Below are 18,504 nucleotides of genomic sequence, written 5' to 3'. Positions count from 1 at the left end.
AAATCCGTGAACGACTCAGAGCAGCTTCTCGGCGGCCAGGAAGTCGGCCACCTGCACGCCGCCCTCGCCCTCGTCGGTCACCTTGACACCACCGGACTTCGGCGGCTTCGGCGCCGAGGCGACGACCTGCGAGGCGGCGTTGGCCAGCCCGACCTCGCTGGCGTCGATCCCGGCGTCCGCCAGGCTCAGCACCGTCACCGGCTTCTTCTTCGCGGCCATGATGCCCTTGAAGGACGGGTACCGCGGCTCGTTGATCTTCTCCGTCACGCTCACCACGGCCGGCAGCGCCGCCTCCACGGTGAACACGCCCGCGTCGGTCTCCCGCTCGATGGTCACGGTGGAGCCGTCGGTGGTCACCTTGCGGGCGTAGGTCAGCTGCGGCCAGCCCAGCACCTCGGCGACCATCGCCGGCACCGCACCGGCCCGGCCGTCGGTGGACTCGTTGCCCGCGATCACCAGGTCGACACCCTCCACGGTGCCGATCACCTTGGCCAGCGCACGCGCGGTCGCCGGGGCGTCGGTGCCCTGCAGCGCGTCATCGGACAGGTGCACCGCCTTGTCGGCACCCATCGACAGCGCCTTGCGGATCGCGTCGGTCGCCCGGTCCGGACCCATGCACACGACGGTCACCTCGCCGCCCTGCGCCTCCTTGATCAACAGCGCCTCTTCCACCGCGCGCTCGTTGATCTCATCCAAAACCGCATCGGCCGATTCACGGTCCAACACGTGATCCGCATCCTTGAGCTTCCGCTCGGAATACGTGTCGGGCACCTGCTTGACCAGGACGACGATGTTCATGGGCCCTCTTCGACCTCCTGCGGACTGACGACGCTCGCTGGCCCTCCAGCGGCTCTGCTTGCGGACCCGGCGCTGTGCGGTCCGGGTAGGTTGACCTTGCCATGCCCCTGGGTCAAAAGCACAGTGATGCCAACCACCGACGATGTTACTCGCCGGTAGCGCGAGGACAACCGAGTCGTGCACGTGACAGTACTCACCATCGTCGACCGCGGTGCGACCGAAGTGATACAGGACATCCACTCGGGGCAGATGGGAAAGCTGTTTACCCCTTAGTAGCCTGACCGCATGAGGCAACGCGTCGCCATCGTGACGGACTCGACGGCTTCCATCCCGGTCGATGTCGCCGAACAGCTGGGCATCTCCATCGTCCAGCTCGAGTTGAAGGTCGGCGACGAGTACAACGACGAGCGGCGGGTCCCGCACCCGCAGCTGGCCGAGGCCATGCGCCAGGGCACCCCGGTGGCCACCAGCGAACCGCCGCCGCCCGCCTTCTTCTGGAACTACAGCGACGCCGTGGCGGCGGGCGCCGAGGCGATCATCTCGGTGCACATCTCCGAAGGCCTGTCCCGCACGTGCGAGTCCGCGCGCACCGCGGCGACCGAGATCGGCATCCCGGTCTACGTGGTCGACTCGCGACTGGTCGGCCTCAGCCTCGGGTTCTCGGTCATCGCCGCGGCCGAGGCGGCTGCGGCCGGCGCGACCTCGCAGGGCGTGATGGGCGTGCTGGACCGCCGCCTGCGCGGCACGACCCAGCTGCTCTACGTGGACACGCTCGAGCACCTGCAGCGCGGCGGCCGGATCGGCCGGGCCCAGGCGTGGCTCGGCCACGCGTTGTCGATCAAGCCGGTGCTGGCGCTCAAGGACGGCGTCATCGACCAGCACGCCAAGGGGGTCGGGATCGAGCGCGCCCTCAAGAAGGCCGTCAGCACCGCCGTCCAGCGGGCCGGGAACAACCCGGTGGACGTCGGCGTCGAGCACTTCCAGTTCGGTGACCGCGCCCAGCAGGTGCTCGACGAGCTGCGGTCGAAGCTGCCCCAGGTCCGCCGCGCCATCGTGGAGGAGACCAGCGCGATCCTGGGCGCCCACGCCGGACCGGGCGCGCTCGGCATCACCGTGTCCCCCGCGAGCTGACGCTCCCCCGCCCGAGCCCCGAACCCGTCGCCGCCCGCGTCCCGGACCACGGAGCCGCTGCCGCGGTCACGCCACGCCGGACGGCGGGCGCCCGTGCGCGCCGGTCAGCGCGCCCCCCGCGAAACCCGTTGCCTCCGAGGGGTCTTCACGCGACTTCCACTCCGACGAGTGATGCGAACGGGCGTTCGAGCCCGGACACTCGAGAGCGAGGCACCGCGAAGCGCTCCGGGTCCCCAGCCCGCGCCGCGGTGCGCCGCCCACCGCTCGAGCCCGGAGGACTCCCATGTCGCGCACCACCGTGCTGCTCCGCCTGGTCCGCTCAGCCCGCCAGCTTGTCCATCGCGCGGTGGATGCGCTTGACCGACACCGGGTACGCGGTGCCGAGCGTCTGCGCGAACAGGCTCACCCGCAGCTCCTCGATCATCCAGCCGACGTGCAGCAGGGCCTCGCTCGGGGCACGCCCCTCCGGCACCGCGGCCAGCAGGTCGCGGTACCGCTGTTCGACCTCGTCCACCTGGTACATCCACTCGCGGTCGCGCTGCGGGTGGTACTGGACCTTGTCCAGCCGGTGCTCGATCGCGCGCAGGTAGCGCACCAGGTCGGGCAGCCGGGCGAACCCGGTCGCGGTCACGAAACCGGGGCGCAGCAAGGAATCCAGCTGGTCGCGGATGTCGGCGTGCGACTCCGCCGGCAGCACCCGCGCCCGGTCCGCGAGCGTGGTCTCGACCCGCTGCGCGGTGGTGAGCACCTTCTCCACCGCGGACACCGCCTCGACGGTGACCGCGCCCAGCTGCGCCCGCACCTTCTCCTGCAGCGCGGTGAACGCCGCCTCGTCCCAGACCGGTCCGCCGTTGTCGGCCATCAGCTTGTCGACGGCGCAGCGGACGCAGTCCTCGAGCACGGTGGTGAGGTCGCCGTACCGGCTCCCGCCCAGCACCAGGCGGGTGGTGCTGCTCATGCCGCGCTGGATGGACTTCACCGGCGACGGCAGGTTCAGCAGCAGCAGCCGGCGGGTGCCGGCCCACAGCGCCCGCCGCTGGTCCTCCTCGGTGTCGAACATTCGCACCGCGACGCTGTCGCCGTCGTCGACGAGCGCCGGGTAGGCCCTCACCGAGTGCCCGGAGCGCTGCTGCACGAAGGTGCGCGGCAGCTCGCCGAAGCTCCAGGAGCGCAGCCCGCGCTGCTCGATGTCGTCGGCAGCGGCGGAGATCTCCGCGCGCAGCTTCGGCTTGAGCTTGCGCTTGAGCGCCTCCAGGTCCTTGGACTCGGCCAGCGTGCGCCCCTTGCCGTCCACCACCCGGAAGGTCATCTTCAGGTGGTCCGGCACCTTGTCCAGGTCCCAGTCGGTGCTCGACACCGCGACCCCGGTCATCCGCTGGAGGCCCTGCTGCAGGCTCTCCAGCAGCGGAGCGGCCAGGGGCTCGACGCGGGAGAGCACCGCCTTGGCGAAGTCTGGGGCCGGCACGAAGTTGCGGCGCAGCGCCTTCGGCAACGACTTCAGCAGCGCGGTGACGAGTTCCTCGCGCAGCCCGGGGATCTGCCACTCGAAGCCGCTGGGGTCCACCTGGTTCAGCACCGGCAGCGGGATGTGCACGGTGACACCGTCCGCATCGGACCCGGGCTCGAACTGGTAGGACAGCGCCAGCTCCAGCCCGCCCTGCTCCCAGGTGTCCGGGTAGTCCCGGTCGCTCACCGCCGCCGACTGCTGGTTGATCAGCATCGACTTCTCGAAGTTGAGCAGGTCGGGCTGCTCGCGGCGGACCTTCTTCCACCACGAGTCGAAGTGCCGACCGGAGACCACCTCGGCGCCGACGCGCTGGTCGTAGAACTCGAACAGGGTCTCGTCGTCGACCAGGATGTCGCGCCGCCGCGCGCGCTCCTCCAGGTCCTCGACCTCGTCGAGCAGCGCCCGGTTCTGGTGGAAGAACTCGTGCCGGGTGTCCCAGTCGCCCTCCACCAGCGCGTGGCGGATGAACAGCTCGCGGCTGAGCTCCGGGTCGATGCGCCCGTAGTTGACCTTGCGGCCGACCACCAGCGGGATGCCGTAGAGGGTGACCCGCTCGTAGGCCACCACGGCCGCCCGGCCCTTCTCCCAGTGCGGTTCGCTGTAGCTGCGCTTGACCAGGTGCTGCGCGAGCCGCTCCACCCACTCCGGCTCGATCCGCGCGACGATGCGCGCCCACAGGCGGGAGGTCTCCACCAACTCGGCCGCCATCACCCAGCGCGGCGGCTTCTTGAACAACGACGAGCCCGGGAACACGGCGAACTTGGCGTTGCGGGCGCCCTGGTACTCGTTGGCGCCGCGCCCCGGCTGCCCGTTCTTCTTCTCGACCTCCTTGAGGCCGACGTGCGAGAGCAGACCGGCCAGCAGCGACTGGTGGATCCGCGCCGGGTCGGCCTCCTGGTCGTTGAGCGTCATGCCCATCTGCCGGACCATCTGCCGCAGCTGGCCGTAGAGGTCCTGCCACTCGCGGACCCGCAGGTAGTTGAGGAAGTCCGCGCGGCACAGCTTGCGGAACTGGTTGGAGGACAGCTCCCGCTGCTGCTCGCGCAGGTACCGCCACATGGCGAGGTAGGTCATGAAGTCGGAGCCGACTTCCTTGTCCACGAACCGCGCGTGCTTCTGGTCGGCCGCCTCCTGCTTGTCGGTCGGCCGCTCGCGCGGGTCCTGGATGGACAGTGCCGCGACGATCACCAGCACCTCGTGCAGGCACCCGTTGCGGTCGCCCTCGAGCACCATCCGGGCCAGCCGCGGGTCGATCGGCAGCTGCGCGAGCTTGCGGCCGATCGGCGTCAACCGCTTGGACAGCTCGGTCTTCGAGCTGTCCAGCGCGCCCAGCTCCTGCAGCAGGTTCACGCCGTCGGTGATCTGCCTGCGGTCCGGCGGCTCCACGAACGGGAAGGACTCGATCTCGCCGAGCCCCAGGGAGGTCATCTGCAGGATCACCGAGGCCAGGTGCGTGCGCCGGATCTCCGGGTCGGTGAACTCCGGCCGGGACAGGAAGTCCTCTTCGGAGTAGAGCCGGATGCAGATGCCCTCGGAGACGCGGCCGCAGCGGCCCTTGCGCTGGTTCGCCGACGCCTGCGAGATCGGCTCGATCGGCAACCGCTGCACCTTGGTGCGGAAGCTGTACCGGGAGATGCGCGCGGTGCCCGGGTCGATGACGTACTTGATGCCCGGCACCGTCAGCGACGTCTCGGCCACGTTGGTGGCCAGCACGATCCGGCGACCGGAGTGCGGCTGGAAAACGCGGTGCTGCTCGGCGGCCGACAACCGCGCGTACAGCGGGAGGATCTCGGTGCCGCTGCGCTGCTGCTGGCGCAGTGCGTCCTCGGTGTCCCGGATCTCCCGCTCCCCGCTGAGGAACACCAGGATGTCGCCGGGCCCCTCGGCGCAGAGCTCGTCGACCGCGTCGCAGATCGCCTGGGTCTGGTCGCGCACCACGTCCTCGGACTCGTCCGAGTCGTCCACCAGCGGCCGGTACCGCACCTCGACCGGGTAGGTGCGGCCGGAGACCTCGACCACCGGCGCGTCGTCGAAGTGCCGCGAGAACCGCTCCGGGTCGATGGTCGCCGAGGTGATGATCACCTTGAGGTCGGGGCGGCGCGGCAGCAGCTGCTTGAGGTAGCCGAGCAGGAAGTCGATGTTGAGGCTGCGCTCGTGCGCCTCGTCGATGATGATCGTGTCGTAGCGGCGCAGCAGCCGGTCGTGCTGGATCTCAGCGAGCAGGATGCCGTCGGTCATCAGCTTGACCAGCGTGTCCTCGCTCGCGCGTTCGGTGAACCGGACCTGGTAGCCGATCGCGCCGCCGAGCTCGGTGCCGAGCTCCTCGGCGATCCGCTCCGCGACGGTGCGGGCGGCCAGCCGGCGGGGCTGGGTGTGGCCGATCATGCCCTTGATGCCGCGGCCGAGCTCCAGGCACATCTTGGGCAGCTGGGTCGTCTTGCCGGAGCCCGTCTCACCAGCGACGATGACGACCTGGTGATCGCGGATCGCGGCGAGCAGGTCGTCCCGGCGCTGGCTGACCGGCAGGCTCTCCGGGTAGCGGACCTCGGGCACGTGCGCACGCCGGTTCTGCACGCGCAGCTCCGCGGCGTCGACGTCGGCGGCGATCTCCGCGGCCACCGACCGCAGGGCCTCCGGATCGCGGATCTTGCGAGCGCCCTCGATGCGGCGGCGCAGCCGACGCTGGTCGTGCAGCATCAGCTCGGGCAAGCGGTCCCGCAGGTCAGCCAGCGGAGATTTCACAGACGTACCCATACTCCGGTCCAGCATAGAGAAGGCACCGCTGGACCTGCCGCTGCATTTCGCGCCCCTCACACCCGCGGCGAGGCCCCGCGCTGTCCGGTGCGCCGGGCTGCCGCCCGCCCGCTGCGCCCGGCGGCGGTGTCGCGTCCCGCCGCCGGGCGCAGGGCCGGCTCACTTGCCGGTGAACTTCGCCTTGCCCGGTCCGTTCTCGATGAACGACCGCATACCGATCTTCTGGTCCTCGGTTGCGAACGTGCCCGCGAACAGCTGCGTCTCCAGCTTCAGGCCGTTGGCCAGGTCCATGTCCAACCCGCCGTCGATCGCCGCCTTGGCCGCGGCCAGGGCGCGGGCCGGCCCGTTGACGAACTGCTCGGCCCACCGCCGCGCCGCCGGGTACACCTCGTCCGGCGGCACCAGCTCGTCGACCATGCCCAGCGCCAGCGCCTCCTGGGCGTCGACGTGCCGGCCGGTGAAGATGATGTCCTTGGCCTTGCTCGGCCCGATCAGCCGCGCCAGCCGCTGCGTGCCCCCGGCGCCGGGGATCACGCCGAGCAGGATCTCCGGCTGACCGACCTTGACGTTGTCGGCGGCGATGCGCCGGTCGCAGCTCAGGGCCAGCTCGAACCCGCCGCCGAGGGCGTACCCGGTGAGCGCGGCGACGGTCGGCTTCGGGATCGCGGCGACCTGGCTCATCGCGTCGGACAGGCCGCGCTGCTCCTTGCGCGCCATGTCCCCAGAGGACATCTCGGCCATCTCCTTGATGTCCGCGCCCGCGGCGAAGACCTTCTCCCCGCCGTAGACGATGACTGCGCGGATGTCGTCGCGCTCGGCGGCCTCGATCGCGACTTCCCGCAGCTCGCCCTCGATCTGCCGGTTCAGCGCGTTCATCTTGGGCCGATCCAGCCGGATCGTCCCGATCGCGCCGTCCACTTCCAGCCTGACGAACTCGCCCACGCGGCAACCTCCTCGTCGAACCGCCACCTCGCCGGGCAGGCTATCGCGCCCGGCGCCGCACCTGCTGTGTCACGGGTCTCAGCACGCGCCAGAACCCCGCGCGGGGACCGCTCAGCCGCGCCGCCGCGCGAAGTAGCGGTCGCCGCTGCGCTGCAGCTCCAGGTCCTGGTCGAAGGTCTTGGACAGGTTGTCCTCGGTGAGCACGTCGTCGAGCAACCCCTGCGCGACGACGGTGCCCTCGCGCAGCAGCAGGGCGTGGGTGTAGCCGGGCGGGATCTCCTCGACGTGGTGGGTGACCAGCACGGACGCGGGAGCGTCGGGGTCCATGGCCAGGGCGGACAGCCGCGCGACCAGGTCCTCGCGGCCGCCGAGGTCCAGACCGGCCGCGGGCTCGTCGAGCAGCAGCAGCTCGGGGTCGGTCATCAGGGCACGCGCGATCGTGGTGCGCTTGCGCTCCCCTTCGGACAGCGTGCCGAACTCGCGGTCGGCCAGGTGCCCGACGCCGAGCAGGTCGAGCAGCTCCGCGGCCCGGTCGGTGTCGATGTCGTCGTACTCCTCGCGCCACCGGCCGAGGACCGAGTACCCCGCGCTGACCACGACGTCGCGGACCAGCTCGTCACCCGGCACGCGGGTCGTCAGGGCCGCCGAGCACAGCCCGATGCGCGGACGCAGGTCGAACACGTTGGTCTTGCCCAGGCGCTCGCCCAGCACGTCGACGGTGCCCTCGCTCGGGTGCATCTCCGTGCTCGCCATCTTCAGCAGGGTGGTCTTGCCCGCCCCGTTGGGCCCCAGCACCACCCAACGCTCGTCGAGCTCCACCGACCAGTTCACGTCGGCCACCAGCGTGGTGTTCCCCCGCCGCACACCGACGCCATCCATCCGGATGACCAGGTCGTCCACGTCTACCTCCCCGCTGTGACTGCCCGCAGCGCCCGGCCTGGCGCCCCCGGTTCGTCGTGGTCCAGGACCGCCGCACTCCCTCCGGCGGGTCCGCTCCACGCACCATTGTTCCGTCCGCGACTCCGGCGGCTGCGGGCGGGAGCGATCCGGTGCTCGCCCGGCCGGGCGTTGCCGCCCACCATCCGGGACGGTCGAGATCGTGCTGGCGTGGTCCTGCGGGGCGTGCCACGATCGTCGACGTGTCCGATTCGCTGCTCACCCGCGATCGCGTGATCGACCTGTTCCGGGTCGTCACCGCCGCCTGTTGCTGACGCGGTTCCGCTCCGCTCCCAGGTCCGTTCGCGCGGCTCGACGAATCACTCCACCTCCCGCAGCCCTCCCCAGCTCCGTCGCAGGGCTGCCGTGTCGTGCCGTGCTCCCGCACCACACGAACTGGAGACACGCCATGAGCGCTGTGCAGCAGCACCGGCCCGATCAGCCCACCGCCCACCTGTCCGCCTACACCCCGACCGAACCCGTGCCCGCGCTGGGCGAAGCGGAACTGCACCCCGGCGTCGACCTGCCCCTGCTGCGGGACCTCGTCCGTCCGGACCACCCGGTGTGGACGCCCCGCGAACTGCGCGACCTGACCAGCCTGGTCACCTCCGAGCTGACCGGCCCGCTGCTCGACATCGTCCGCGTCGACGACGAGAACCGCTGGTGGGCCAAGCTCGCCCTGACCGCCGGCGTCGAACTGTGGTTGCTGTCGTGGGCGCCCGGCCAGGGCACCGCCCCGCACGACCACGGCGGCGCGTCCGGCTCGTTCTCCGTGCTCTTCGGGGCGCTCCGCGAGGACTACCGCTACCCGTCCGGCCCGGTCCGCACCGCGCACCACGACGTCGGGTCGAGCGTCGGCTTCGGCAGCGGGCGCGCCCACCAGGTGCGCAACGTCAGCTCGGTGAACTCGGCAAGCGTGCACGCCTACTCGCCGCCGCTGCTGCCGGTGCACTACTACGCCGACCTCGCCGAGGTTCCCCCGCAGCAGCCGGAGGTGCGCCGATGACCATCCCGACCCCGCGACACCCCGACGAGGTCCCGCCCGGGCCGTTCGGCATCGACCACCTGCTCGCCGAAGCCCGGGACAAGCTGGCCCGCGTCTCCCCGGAGGAGGCGTTCGCGCTGCAGCAGGACGGCGGCCTGATCATCGACATCCGGCCGGAGTCCGACCGCCTCGCCGACGGCGAGATACCCGGCGCGCTGACCGTCGAGCGGATCGTCCTCGAGTGGCGCCTGGACCCGGCGGGCAGGCACCGCCTCGACGGCCTGCACCCGGACCGCCCGGTGGTGCTGGTCTGCAACGAGGGCTACGCCTCCAGCCTCGCCGCCGCCCAGGCCCAGGGCCTCGGCCTGCGCCGCGCGACCGACCTGGCCGGCGGTTTCCGCGCCTGGAAGGCGGCCGGGCTCCCGGTCACAACCCGCGTCGGCTGACCGCACCGCCGGTGGCGAGCACGGGAACCTTCCTGTCACCGGTGGCAGGGAGGTTCCCGTGCTCACGGGCCGACCTGGGGCGAAAGCGGCGTGGGGCGCTGCGGGATCCCGTAGGCTCCCGACCTTGTGCGATCGCAGAGTCTGTTGTTCCGCCCGTGGGTCGTGGCCGGGTTCGCCGGGGCCGTCGTCGTCGCTGTCGTGGAGGCCGTCGCGGGCACCGGCTTCGCCGGGACCGCGGCGGGATGGGCCGGGGCTCTCGTCGGGGTGGTGCTGCTCCCGATGGCCACCCAGCTCGGGTTGATCGTCGGGTCCGTCCTGTTCGGCCTGCGGGTGCGGCACGTGATCTTCGGCGCGATGCGCGAGGTCGCATCCTGGACCGTCGGGCACGTGACGTTCACCGTGCGCTCGCTGCCGATCACGTTGCGCGCCCAGATCGGCCCTTGGCGGTCGCCGGTGATCCTGCGCTGCTGGCTGGCCGGGCTGCTGTCCGCCGTGGTCGGCGTCGCGGTCGTCGTGGGCGGCTGGCTGCTCGCCGACTCGGCGTTCTGGCGGGGTTTCGTCGTCGCCGTCACGCCGCTGATGCTCTACAAGCTCTGGCCGCAGCGCGTCCCGCTCACCACCTCCACCGGGTGGCTGCTCTTCTCGCTGCCGCGGATGGAGGGCGAGGAACGCGCCGAGTTCGTGGCCGCGCCGTTGGCCGCGCGCGCCTACGAAGCGCTGCGCCGCGGCGAGATCGACGAGGCCCAGTCCCACGCCGACGCCCTCGCCGAGGAGCACCCGGGGTTGAGCGCGACGATGTCCGTCCAGGTCTCGGTGCTGGAGGCCCGCGGCGAGTACGCACCGGGGGTCCTGACGCTGCTGAAGTTCCTGTCCGAGCACGGCGACCTCCCGCCGCGCAAGATGTCCTACCTGCTCGCCGGGTTGGCGGGTCTCGGGTTCAAGGCGGTCGAAGCCGGCCAGCTGCCCGCGGAGTCGCTGCTGCCGACCGCGAAGAAGGCGCTGGAGGACGCCACCAAGCTCGGCTACCCCGAGTTCGAGCTCAGCGGCACCCACGCGTTGCTGGCGCTCATCGAGGGAGACCCGGAGACCGCGGTCCGCCTGGCGCGGACCGGGGCCGACTACAACCACACCCCGCTGTCCCGCGCCGACGACCTGGTCACGCTGGCCCGCGCCCACATGGCCTGCCGCGACAACGCCGCCGCGCGCGAGGCGCTGGCGAAGGCCGAGGAGCTCGCCCCGTGGTCGCCGCGCGTCACCGAGACCCGCCAACGGCTCTCCGTGGCGTGATCAGCGGACGGTGAGCACGATCTTCCCGGTGGTGCGGCCGGTCTCGCCCTGCGCGTGCGCCTTGGCCGCCTCCGCCAGCGGGTACGTCGCGGCGATCTCGGCGCGCAGCCGGCCGGACTCGACGAGGTCCGCGATGGCGCGCATGCCGGCCTGGTCGGCCTCGACGAGCATCAGCTCGGCGCGCACGCCGCGCTCTGCGGCTTCGGCCGCCAGCTCCTCCTCGCCGTAGGGGAGGATGGAGACCAGCACGCCACCGGGCCGCAGGGTGCGCAGCGACCGGCTGCGGTAGTCGCCGGCGATGGGGTCCAGCACCACGTCGACGTCGTGGACCGCCTCGGCGAAGTCGACCTCCCGGTAGTCGATCAGCTCGTCGGCGCCCAGGCCGCGCAGGAACTCGTGCTTGCCCGCGCTCGCCGTGCCGATCACGTGCGCGCCGCGCGCCTTGGCGATCTGCACGGCCAGGTGCCCGACGCCGCCCGCGGCGGCGTGGATGAGGACCCGCTGCCCGGCCTGCAGGTCCGCGGTGTCCACCAGCGCCTGCCACGCGGTCAGCGCCGCCAGCGGGATCGCCCCCGCCTGCACGTGGTCCACTGAGGACGGCTTGCGGACGAACGCGCGGGCCGGTCCGGTCACGTACTCGGCGTGCGAGCCGACGCCGTGCGGGTAGGGCAGCATGCCGAACACCTCGTCGCCCGGCTTGTGCAGGGTGACGCCGGTGCCGACCTCCACCACCACGCCGGAGACGTCCCAGCCCAGCACGTACGGCGGCTTGCCCAGGAACAGCTCGTGGGCGCGGTGCTTCCAGTCCGTCGGGTTCAGCCCGGCCGCGTGCACCTCGACGAGCACCTCGCTCGGCCCCGGCTCGGGGCGCGGCAGCTCGACCTCGCGCAGCACCTCCGGACCACCGAACTCGTCCTGCCTGATCGCACGCATCGTTGCACTCATGCCTCGAGGTTGCCCCATCGGAGGCTCCGGCGGAATGGCAAGAACGCCAACATTCGATAGGATCCTGCCATGCACCGGGTCGTGGTCCTCGCCCTCGACGGCGTCTACCCGTTCGAGCTCGGCGTCCCGCAACGCGTGTTCGGCAGCGCCGGCGACCGCTACGAGGTCCTGACCTGCACCGTCGACGGCCGCCCGGTGCGCACCGACGCCGACTTCACGATCGCCGTGCAGCACGGCCCGGAGCTGCTGCGCACCGCGGACACCGTGGTCATCCCGCCCTACGACCTGGGTGAACCCACCGCCGAGCTGCCGCGGCCGGTGGCCGATGCGCTCGCGCGGATCCAGCCGGGCACCCGCACCGTGTCGATCTGCACCGGCGCGTTCGCCCTCGCGGCGGCGGGGGTGCTCGACGGCCGGCGGGCCACCACGCACTGGTGCCTGACCGAGCGGTTCCGGCGGCTGTTCCCCGCCGTGCAGCTGGACCCGGACGTGCTGTTCGTCGACGACGGTGACGTGCTGACCTCGGCCGGCGCCGCCTCCGGCGTGGACGTGTGCCTGCACCTCGTGCGCAGCGACCACGGCAGCGAGGTCGCCAACCAGGTGGCCAGGCTGTGCGTCGTGCCGCCGTGGCGGGACGGCGGCCAGGCCCAGTACATCGAGCGACCGGTGCCCGACCCCGGGGAGTCCAGCACCGCGGCGACCCGGGCGTGGGCGCTGGAGAACCTGCACACGCCGCTGTCGCTGGCCGACCTGGCCGAGCACGCGCGGATGAGCGGTCGCACCTTCGCCCGCCGCTTCCGCGAGGAGGTCGGCACCAGCCCGGGCCGGTGGCTCACCCAGCAGCGGGTGGCGCGGGCCCGCCACCTGCTGGAGTCCACCGACCTGCCGGTCGACGAGATCGCCGTCCAGGTCGGCTTCGCCACCGCGGCTTCCCTGCGCCAGCACCTGCACGCCGCGATCGGCGTGGCGCCCCTGGCCTACCGCCGCACGTTCCGCGCCGGGGTCTGAGGAGCGGTCACCCGGCGAGGACGACCTTGCCGAGCTCGGCGGGACCGGACAGCAGCGGGTGGCGCGGCAGCACGCGGACGGTGTACCCGGCCGGTCCGGCGTGCGGCAGCGTCACGGTCGCCTCGTAGCGGCCGTCGCCGGTCGGGTGCATGGACTCGGTGACGAAGTCGTGCAGCACGTCGGAGTCGTCGACGCGCCCCACCACCACCTCGACGTCCACATCGGACGGATCGAGCCCGGCCAGGTCGACCCGCGCCCGCACCGTCACCTGACCGCCGAGCAACGGCGTCCCGTCGGCCACCGACATCTCGGTGTCGCTGACCGCGACCCAGTCCCACGCCGCCTGCAGGCGCGCCCGGTAGTCCGCGATCTCCCGCGCCCCGCGGAAGTCGTCCGCGGTCATGGCGCGCATCGACCGCGCGGCCGGGCCGTAGTGGTTGTCGACGTACTCGCGGAGCATCCGGGAGGCCTGCACCCGCGGCCCCAGCGTGGCCAGGGTGTGGCGCACCATCGACATCCACTTGCCCGGCACACCGTCGGTGTTGCGCTCGTAGAACATCGGGGCCACGTGCTCGGAGATCAGCTCGTACAGCGCCGCGGCCTCCAGGTCGTCCCGCCGGTTGGGGTCGCTGACGCCCTCCGCGTTGGGGATCGCCCACCCGTTGTGGCCGTCGTACATCTCGTCCCACCAGCCGTCCCGCACCGACAGGTTCAGCACGCCGTTGAGCGCCGCCTTCATCCCCGACGTGCCGCACGCCTCCAGCGGCCGCACCGGGTTGTTCAGCCACACGTCGCACCCGGACACCAGGTAGCGCGCCAGCGACATGTCGTAGTCGGGCAGGAACACGATGCGGTGGCGCACGTCGGCCTGGTCGGCGAACTTGACGATCCGCTGGATCATCGCCTTGCCGCCCTCGTCGGCCGGGTGGGACTTGCCGGCCACCACGATCTGCACCGGTCGCTCGGGGTCGAGCAGCAGCTCCCGCAACCGGTCGGTGTCGCGCAGCATCAGCGTCGCGCGCTTGTAGGTCGGCACCCGGCGGGCGAAGCCGATGGTCAGCACGTCCGGGTCGAACACCGAGTCGCACCAACCCAGTTCGAGGTCCGACGCGCCCCGCTGCAACCACGCGGTGCGCAGCCTGCGGCGCACCTCCTCGACCAGCCGCGCGCGCAGCGAGCAGCGCAGCTCCCACAGCAGCGAGTCGCTGACCGGTTCCATGCCGCGCAGGCCCGCCCCGCTGTCCATCTCGGACTCACCGAGCAGCTTGCCCAGCTCCCGCGCCGACCACGTCGGCCCGTGCACGCCGTTGGTCACCGTGCTGATCGGGATCTCCTCCACCCCGAAGCCCGGCCACAGGCCGCGGAACATCTTGCGGATGACCCGGCCGTGCAGCTCCGAGACCCCGTTCGCGCGCTGGGCGAGCCGCAGGCCCATGTGCGCCATGTTGAACATGCCGGGGTTGTCCTCGGCGCCCAGCGCCAGCACGCGGTCGGTCGCCACCCCGGGCAGCAGGGACTGCTCGGAACCGTCGCCGAAGTAGTGCCGGACCAGGTCCACCGGGAACCGGTCGACGCCCGCCGGGACCGGGGTGTGCGTGGTGAACACCGTCCCGGCGCGCACCGCCGCGACCGCCTGGTCGAACTCCAGGCCCGGGTCCTCCTGCAGCTCCCGCACCCGCTCCAGGCCGAGGAACCCGGCGTGGCCCTCGTTGGTGTGGAAGACCTCGGGCTGCGGGTGCCCGGTGAGCTCGCAGTAGGCGCGGACCGCGCGCATGCCGCCGATGCCGGCCAGGATCTCCTGGCGGATCCGGTGCTCGGCGTCGCCGCCGTAGAGCCGGTCGGTGGTGCTGCGCAGGTCGTCGTCGTTCTCCGGCAGGTCGCTGTCCAGCAGCAGCAGCGGCACCCGGCCGACCTGGGCCTTCCAGATGCGGGCGTGCAGGGTGCGCCCCGCGGGCATCGCCACCCGCACCAGCACCGGCTGCCCGGACTCCCCGGTCAGCATCTCCAGCGGCAGGCCGCGCGGGTCCAGCACCGGGTAGTGCTCCACCTGCCAGCCCTCGGTGGACAGCGCCTGCCGGAAGTACCCCGACCGGTACAGCAGGCCCACGCCGATCATCGGCACGCCGAGGTCGGAGGCGGCCTTGAGGTGGTCCCCGGCGAGCACGCCGAGACCACCGGAGTAGTTCGGCAGCGCCTCGGTGAGGCCGAACTCCATGGAGAAGTACGCGATGGAGTCGGGCAGCTCGGCACCCTCGTCCTGCCGCTGCTGGTACCAGCGCGGCACGGTCAGGTAGCGGCGCAGGTCGTCGGCGACCGCCCGGGTGCGGGCCAGGAAGTCCTCGTCACCGGCCAGGTGGCGCAGCCGGTCGGCGGGCACCTCGGCGAGCAGTCGCAGCGGGTCGCCGCCGACCGCCGACCACACCTGCGGGTCGACCGCCGCGAACAGGTCCTGCGTCGGCGGGTGCCAGGCCCAGCGGAGGTTGGTCGCCAGCGTGCCGAGGGCGCTCAACGGTTCCGGCAGGTGGGCGCGCACGGTGAAACGGTGGACGGCTCTCACGGGCCGGACGATATACCGGACCGTCCCGCGGCGTGCGGACGTACCAGCGGCCGCGACGGGTGCGAAGCTGGGCGTCGTGCGAGCGTTCGGACCAGTGACGATGATGATCTTGGTGCTCGTCGCGGCGTGCGCGGCAGCGCCCCCGGCGGCACCGCCCGGTGTGGCCGATCACACCGTCGACCCGGCCTTCGTGCACGGCACCGACCGCGGCGACGTCGACCGGCTGGCCGCCACCGTCGTCACCGACGTCCAGGACTACTGGGCCGAGCAGTACCCGGCGGTGTTCGGCGCACCGTGGCGCGAGCTCGACGGCGGGTTCTTCTCCGCCGACACCACCGGCACGGGCACCGCGCCGCCCTGCGTGGCCGACGTGCGCGATCTGGAGGGCAACGCGCACTACTGCGCCACCGTCGACGCCATCGCCTGGGACCGCAGCGCACTGCTGCCGGTGCTCCGGGAGCACTACGGGGACGCCGCGGTCGTCGTGGTGCTCGCGCACGAGTTCGGTCACGCCGTGCAGCACCGCGCCGGGCTCGGCGAGGACGCGGAGCCGGCGCGCCTCGAAGCGATGGCCGACTGCTTCGCCGGTGCCTTCGTCCGCTCCGTCGCCGACGGCCGCGCGGAGCACCTGCGCATCGACCCCGGACAGCTGGACGGCGCGCTGCGCGCGATCGCCGTCTTCCGCGACCCGGTGAGCCTCCAGGGCACCGACGCGCACGGCAGCGCGTTCGAGCGCGTCACGGCGTTCCAGGAGGGCTACGCGCGCGGCCCGCGCGGGTGCACCGAAGCGACCAGGACACCGCTGGCCGCGCTGCCGCCCGACGGCCCCAACGTCCCGCTCGACGACGCGCTGCGCACCGACCGCGCCTCCGCCTTCTTCGGGAACCTGGTCGGCGACCGGTGGACGCCACCGGTCGTCCAGTCGCGGCCCGGCTGCCCCGAGGCCCGCGGCCCGGTGGGCTTCTGCCCACGCCCGCCGACGGTCGTGCTCGACCGCGCCGCGCTGGCCGAGGTGCACGCCGGCACCGGCGACCAGGCCGCCACGACGCTGCTCGCCGCGACGTTCGCGCTGGCCGCCCTCGCCGAGCAGGGCCGCCCGACCACCGGCCCGGCCGCGAGCGAGCAGGTCGTCTGCCTCACCGGCGCCTTCACCGCGGCCCAGCCCGGACTCACGCGGGGCGACCTCGACGAAGCCGTGACGGTGGTGCTCGAGTCCGACGACGTCTCCCGCGACGCCCGGGGCGAGAACACCCTGACCGGGCTCGACCGCTTCGCCGCCTTCCGCACCGGCGCCCTCGGCGGCGCGCGCGCCTGCGGCTGACGCCGCGAGGAAGGGAACCTCCCTGTCATCGCCCACCGGAGCAGGGAAACCTCCCTGCCGCCTGACCTGAGGAAGGGAACCTTCCTGTCACCCGCCGGGCGCGAGCACGGGAACCTCCCTGTCATCCCGCCCGATCCGGACGGGGAACCTCCCTCCGCCCCAGGACCAGCTCGACCGGAGCGGGGGAGCCTTCCCGCCGCCCCACCAGGCCTGGGGATGGGAACCTTCCTGTCACCCGGCCAGATCCGCGAGAGCGCCGTGGCGGTGATCGATCACCCGATAGGCTGCTCCGGGCACCGGGGCGGCGCAGGGTGCGCCCGGTGCGCGGAGAACTTCGCACCTGCAGCAGGATGGGGGCGCGCCAGTGTCACGGGTATCGACGAGGAGCCGACAGCGGAAGCGAGTCCTGAGCACCGCGCTGTCCGCGTTCACGTGCGCCGCGCTGGTCGCCGGCTGCGCGCAGCAGATCAGCGGCGTCCCGACCACCATGGGCAGCTACTCGACCACCGAGGTGGCCGGCTTGCCGGTCACCAACGGCCCGAGCGGGCCGAAGCCGGACGCCCCGGACGCGCCGCTGCCCGTGGACGGGACCGACAACGGCCCGATGGACAGGTTGGCCCGCAACGCCGTCGCCGACATCGACGAGTACTGGAGCTCGGTCTTCCCGGAGACCTTCGACGGCAAGCGGTTCGTGCCCGTCAAGCGACTGGTCTCCTACGACTCCGGCGGCCCCGGCCAGCAGCTGTGCGGCGAGAACACCGCGGGCGTGGTCAACGCCTTCTACTGCCCGCCGGACGACCTCGTCGCCTGGGACCGCGGCACCCTGCTGCCGGAGCTGGACAACAGCTTCGGGCCGATGGCCGTGGTCGCCGTGCTCGCCCACGAGATGGGGCACGCGGTGCAGCACCGGGCGCGCACGGTCAAGCCCGACGACCAGGTGATCGTGATGGAGCAGCAGGCCGACTGCTTCGCCGGCGCCTACTTCCGGTACGTCGCCGAGGGCTCCTCCCGGTACTTCCAGATCTCCACCGGCAAGGGCCTCAACGAGGTCATGGGCGTGCTGAGCTTCATCCGGGACGCCCCGGGCAAGTCCGACTTCATGGGCAGCAACGCGCACGGCAGCGCGTTCGACCGGGTCACCGCCTTCCAGTACGGGTTCGACGAGGGCCCGCAGCGCTGCGCGAAGATGGACTTCGACGACGTCTCCCGGCGCACCACGCTGTTCGGCTCGTGGAAGGCCGGGCAGGACACCGACCTGCCGGTCGACGAGCGGGGCCTGGAAGCGGTCGAGAAGAGCCTGCAGGAGGTCTTCCGCGACACCGGTGCCGAGCCGCCGACCATCACCACCGGGCAGTCCTCGTGCGGCCGGAGGACGACCCCGGCGTCGTACTGCGCGTCCACCAACACCGTCTCGCTCGACCTGCCGGCGCTGCAGCGCATCGCCCAGCCGCCGAGCAAGGAGGCCGAGTCCGGCTACGGCGACTTCGCCGCCTACGCCCAGGTCGCCTCGCGGTACGCGCTGTCGGTGCAGAAGGCGGCCGGGTTGCCGCTGGACGACCCCGCCGCGGGCCTGCGCACGGCGTGCATGGTCGGCGCCTGGAGCGGGCTGCTGGTGGAGGACCCGATCGGCAAGCGCAACCCGGTCGGCAGCCTGCGGGTCGTCGCCGAGGACATCGACGAGGGAGTGGCCGCGCTGCTCGGCGAGGACAGCCTGATCGCGGCCGACGTCAACGGCAAGCAGGTGCCGGTCGGGTTCGCGCGCGTGGAGGCGTTCCGCATCGGCGTGCAGGAGGGCATGGCCCCCTGCAGCACGAAGTACAGCGCCCCCTGATCCCCCGGGAACGGCGGCGCGGCCCGTCACCGGCGCCACGTCGGCGCCGCGGTGAC

13 protein-coding genes are annotated in these 18,504 nt (G+C 72.4%); 7 read left to right on the top strand and 6 right to left on the bottom strand.

The genetic code is table 11. The features are described 5' to 3' along the window. Positions 1-15 precede the first annotated feature (15 nt). Entirely contained in the window at positions 16-798 is a 783-nt protein-coding gene (locus tag HNR68_RS08455) for an electron transfer flavoprotein subunit beta/FixA family protein (RefSeq protein ID WP_179719265.1), read from the bottom strand. Between the two features lie 285 nt (positions 799-1,083). On the opposite strand from HNR68_RS08455, the gene HNR68_RS08450 reads away from it, so the two are divergent. Continuing rightward, entirely contained in the window at positions 1,084-1,929 is an 846-nt protein-coding gene (locus HNR68_RS08450; protein WP_179719263.1) for a DegV family protein, read from the top strand. A 319-nt stretch (positions 1,930-2,248) separates the two neighbouring features. Here the strand turns inward: HNR68_RS08450 and hrpA are convergent, their stop codons facing one another. The 3 genes from hrpA to HNR68_RS08435 form a co-directional block, all read right to left on the bottom strand. Continuing rightward, positions 2,249-6,190, bottom strand: coding sequence for an ATP-dependent RNA helicase HrpA (gene hrpA / locus HNR68_RS08445; RefSeq protein ID WP_179719261.1), 3,942 nt, complete (start codon positions 6,188-6,190; stop codon positions 2,249-2,251). 159 nt (positions 6,191-6,349) lie between these two features. Further along, positions 6,350-7,132: an enoyl-CoA hydratase-related protein gene (locus tag HNR68_RS08440; RefSeq protein ID WP_179719259.1), complete on the bottom strand. Its 783-nt coding sequence runs from the start codon at positions 7,130-7,132 to the stop codon at positions 6,350-6,352. A 111-nt stretch (positions 7,133-7,243) separates the two neighbouring features. After that, positions 7,244-8,011 carry an ABC transporter ATP-binding protein gene (locus tag HNR68_RS08435; protein WP_179724790.1) on the bottom strand — a complete coding sequence of 256 codons (768 nt, stop codon included), beginning with the start codon at positions 8,009-8,011 and terminating at the stop codon, positions 7,244-7,246. A 466-nt stretch (positions 8,012-8,477) separates the two neighbouring features. On the opposite strand from HNR68_RS08435, the gene HNR68_RS08430 reads away from it, so the two are divergent. The 3 genes from HNR68_RS08430 (at position 8,478) to HNR68_RS08420 (ending at position 10,786) form a co-directional block, all read left to right on the top strand. Then, positions 8,478-9,074: a cysteine dioxygenase gene (locus tag HNR68_RS08430; protein WP_179719257.1), complete on the top strand. Its 597-nt coding sequence runs from the start codon at positions 8,478-8,480 to the stop codon at positions 9,072-9,074. Next, positions 9,071-9,499, top strand: coding sequence for a rhodanese-like domain-containing protein (locus tag HNR68_RS08425; protein WP_179719255.1), 429 nt, complete (start codon positions 9,071-9,073; stop codon positions 9,497-9,499). The genes HNR68_RS08430 and HNR68_RS08425 overlap by 4 nt, the downstream gene beginning before the upstream one ends. A gap of 126 nt (positions 9,500-9,625) precedes the next feature. Further along, positions 9,626-10,786 (top strand): hypothetical protein, encoded by a 1,161-nt coding sequence (locus tag HNR68_RS08420; protein ID WP_343050000.1) that lies wholly within the window; start codon positions 9,626-9,628, stop codon positions 10,784-10,786. Here the strand turns inward: HNR68_RS08420 and HNR68_RS08415 are convergent, their stop codons facing one another. Next, positions 10,787-11,731 (bottom strand): NADP-dependent oxidoreductase, encoded by a 945-nt coding sequence (locus HNR68_RS08415; protein ID WP_246330412.1) that lies wholly within the window; start codon positions 11,729-11,731, stop codon positions 10,787-10,789. 69 nt (positions 11,732-11,800) lie between these two features. Between HNR68_RS08415 and HNR68_RS08410 the strand changes: the two genes are divergently transcribed. Beyond that, entirely contained in the window at positions 11,801-12,739 is a 939-nt protein-coding gene (locus tag HNR68_RS08410; protein ID WP_179719253.1) for a GlxA family transcriptional regulator, read from the top strand. A gap of 7 nt (positions 12,740-12,746) precedes the next feature. Here the strand turns inward: HNR68_RS08410 and glgP are convergent, their stop codons facing one another. Then, positions 12,747-15,296 carry an alpha-glucan family phosphorylase gene (gene glgP / locus HNR68_RS08405; protein WP_179719251.1) on the bottom strand — a complete coding sequence of 850 codons (2,550 nt, stop codon included), beginning with the start codon at positions 15,294-15,296 and terminating at the stop codon, positions 12,747-12,749. A 100-nt stretch (positions 15,297-15,396) separates the two neighbouring features. Between glgP and HNR68_RS08400 the strand changes: the two genes are divergently transcribed. Then, positions 15,397-16,617, top strand: a complete 1,221-nt coding sequence (locus tag HNR68_RS08400; protein WP_218888824.1) for a neutral zinc metallopeptidase — start codon at positions 15,397-15,399, stop codon at positions 16,615-16,617. 364 nt (positions 16,618-16,981) lie between these two features. Next, positions 16,982-18,448: a neutral zinc metallopeptidase gene (locus HNR68_RS08395; protein WP_179719249.1), complete on the top strand. Its 1,467-nt coding sequence runs from the start codon at positions 16,982-16,984 to the stop codon at positions 18,446-18,448. Positions 18,449-18,504 lie beyond the last annotated feature (56 nt).

This window comes from Saccharopolyspora hordei, from assembly GCF_013410345.1.
Taxonomy (GTDB): Bacteria; Actinomycetota; Actinomycetes; order Mycobacteriales; family Pseudonocardiaceae; genus Saccharopolyspora; species Saccharopolyspora hordei.
This window is presented reverse-complemented; position numbering and strand designations above follow the sequence as displayed.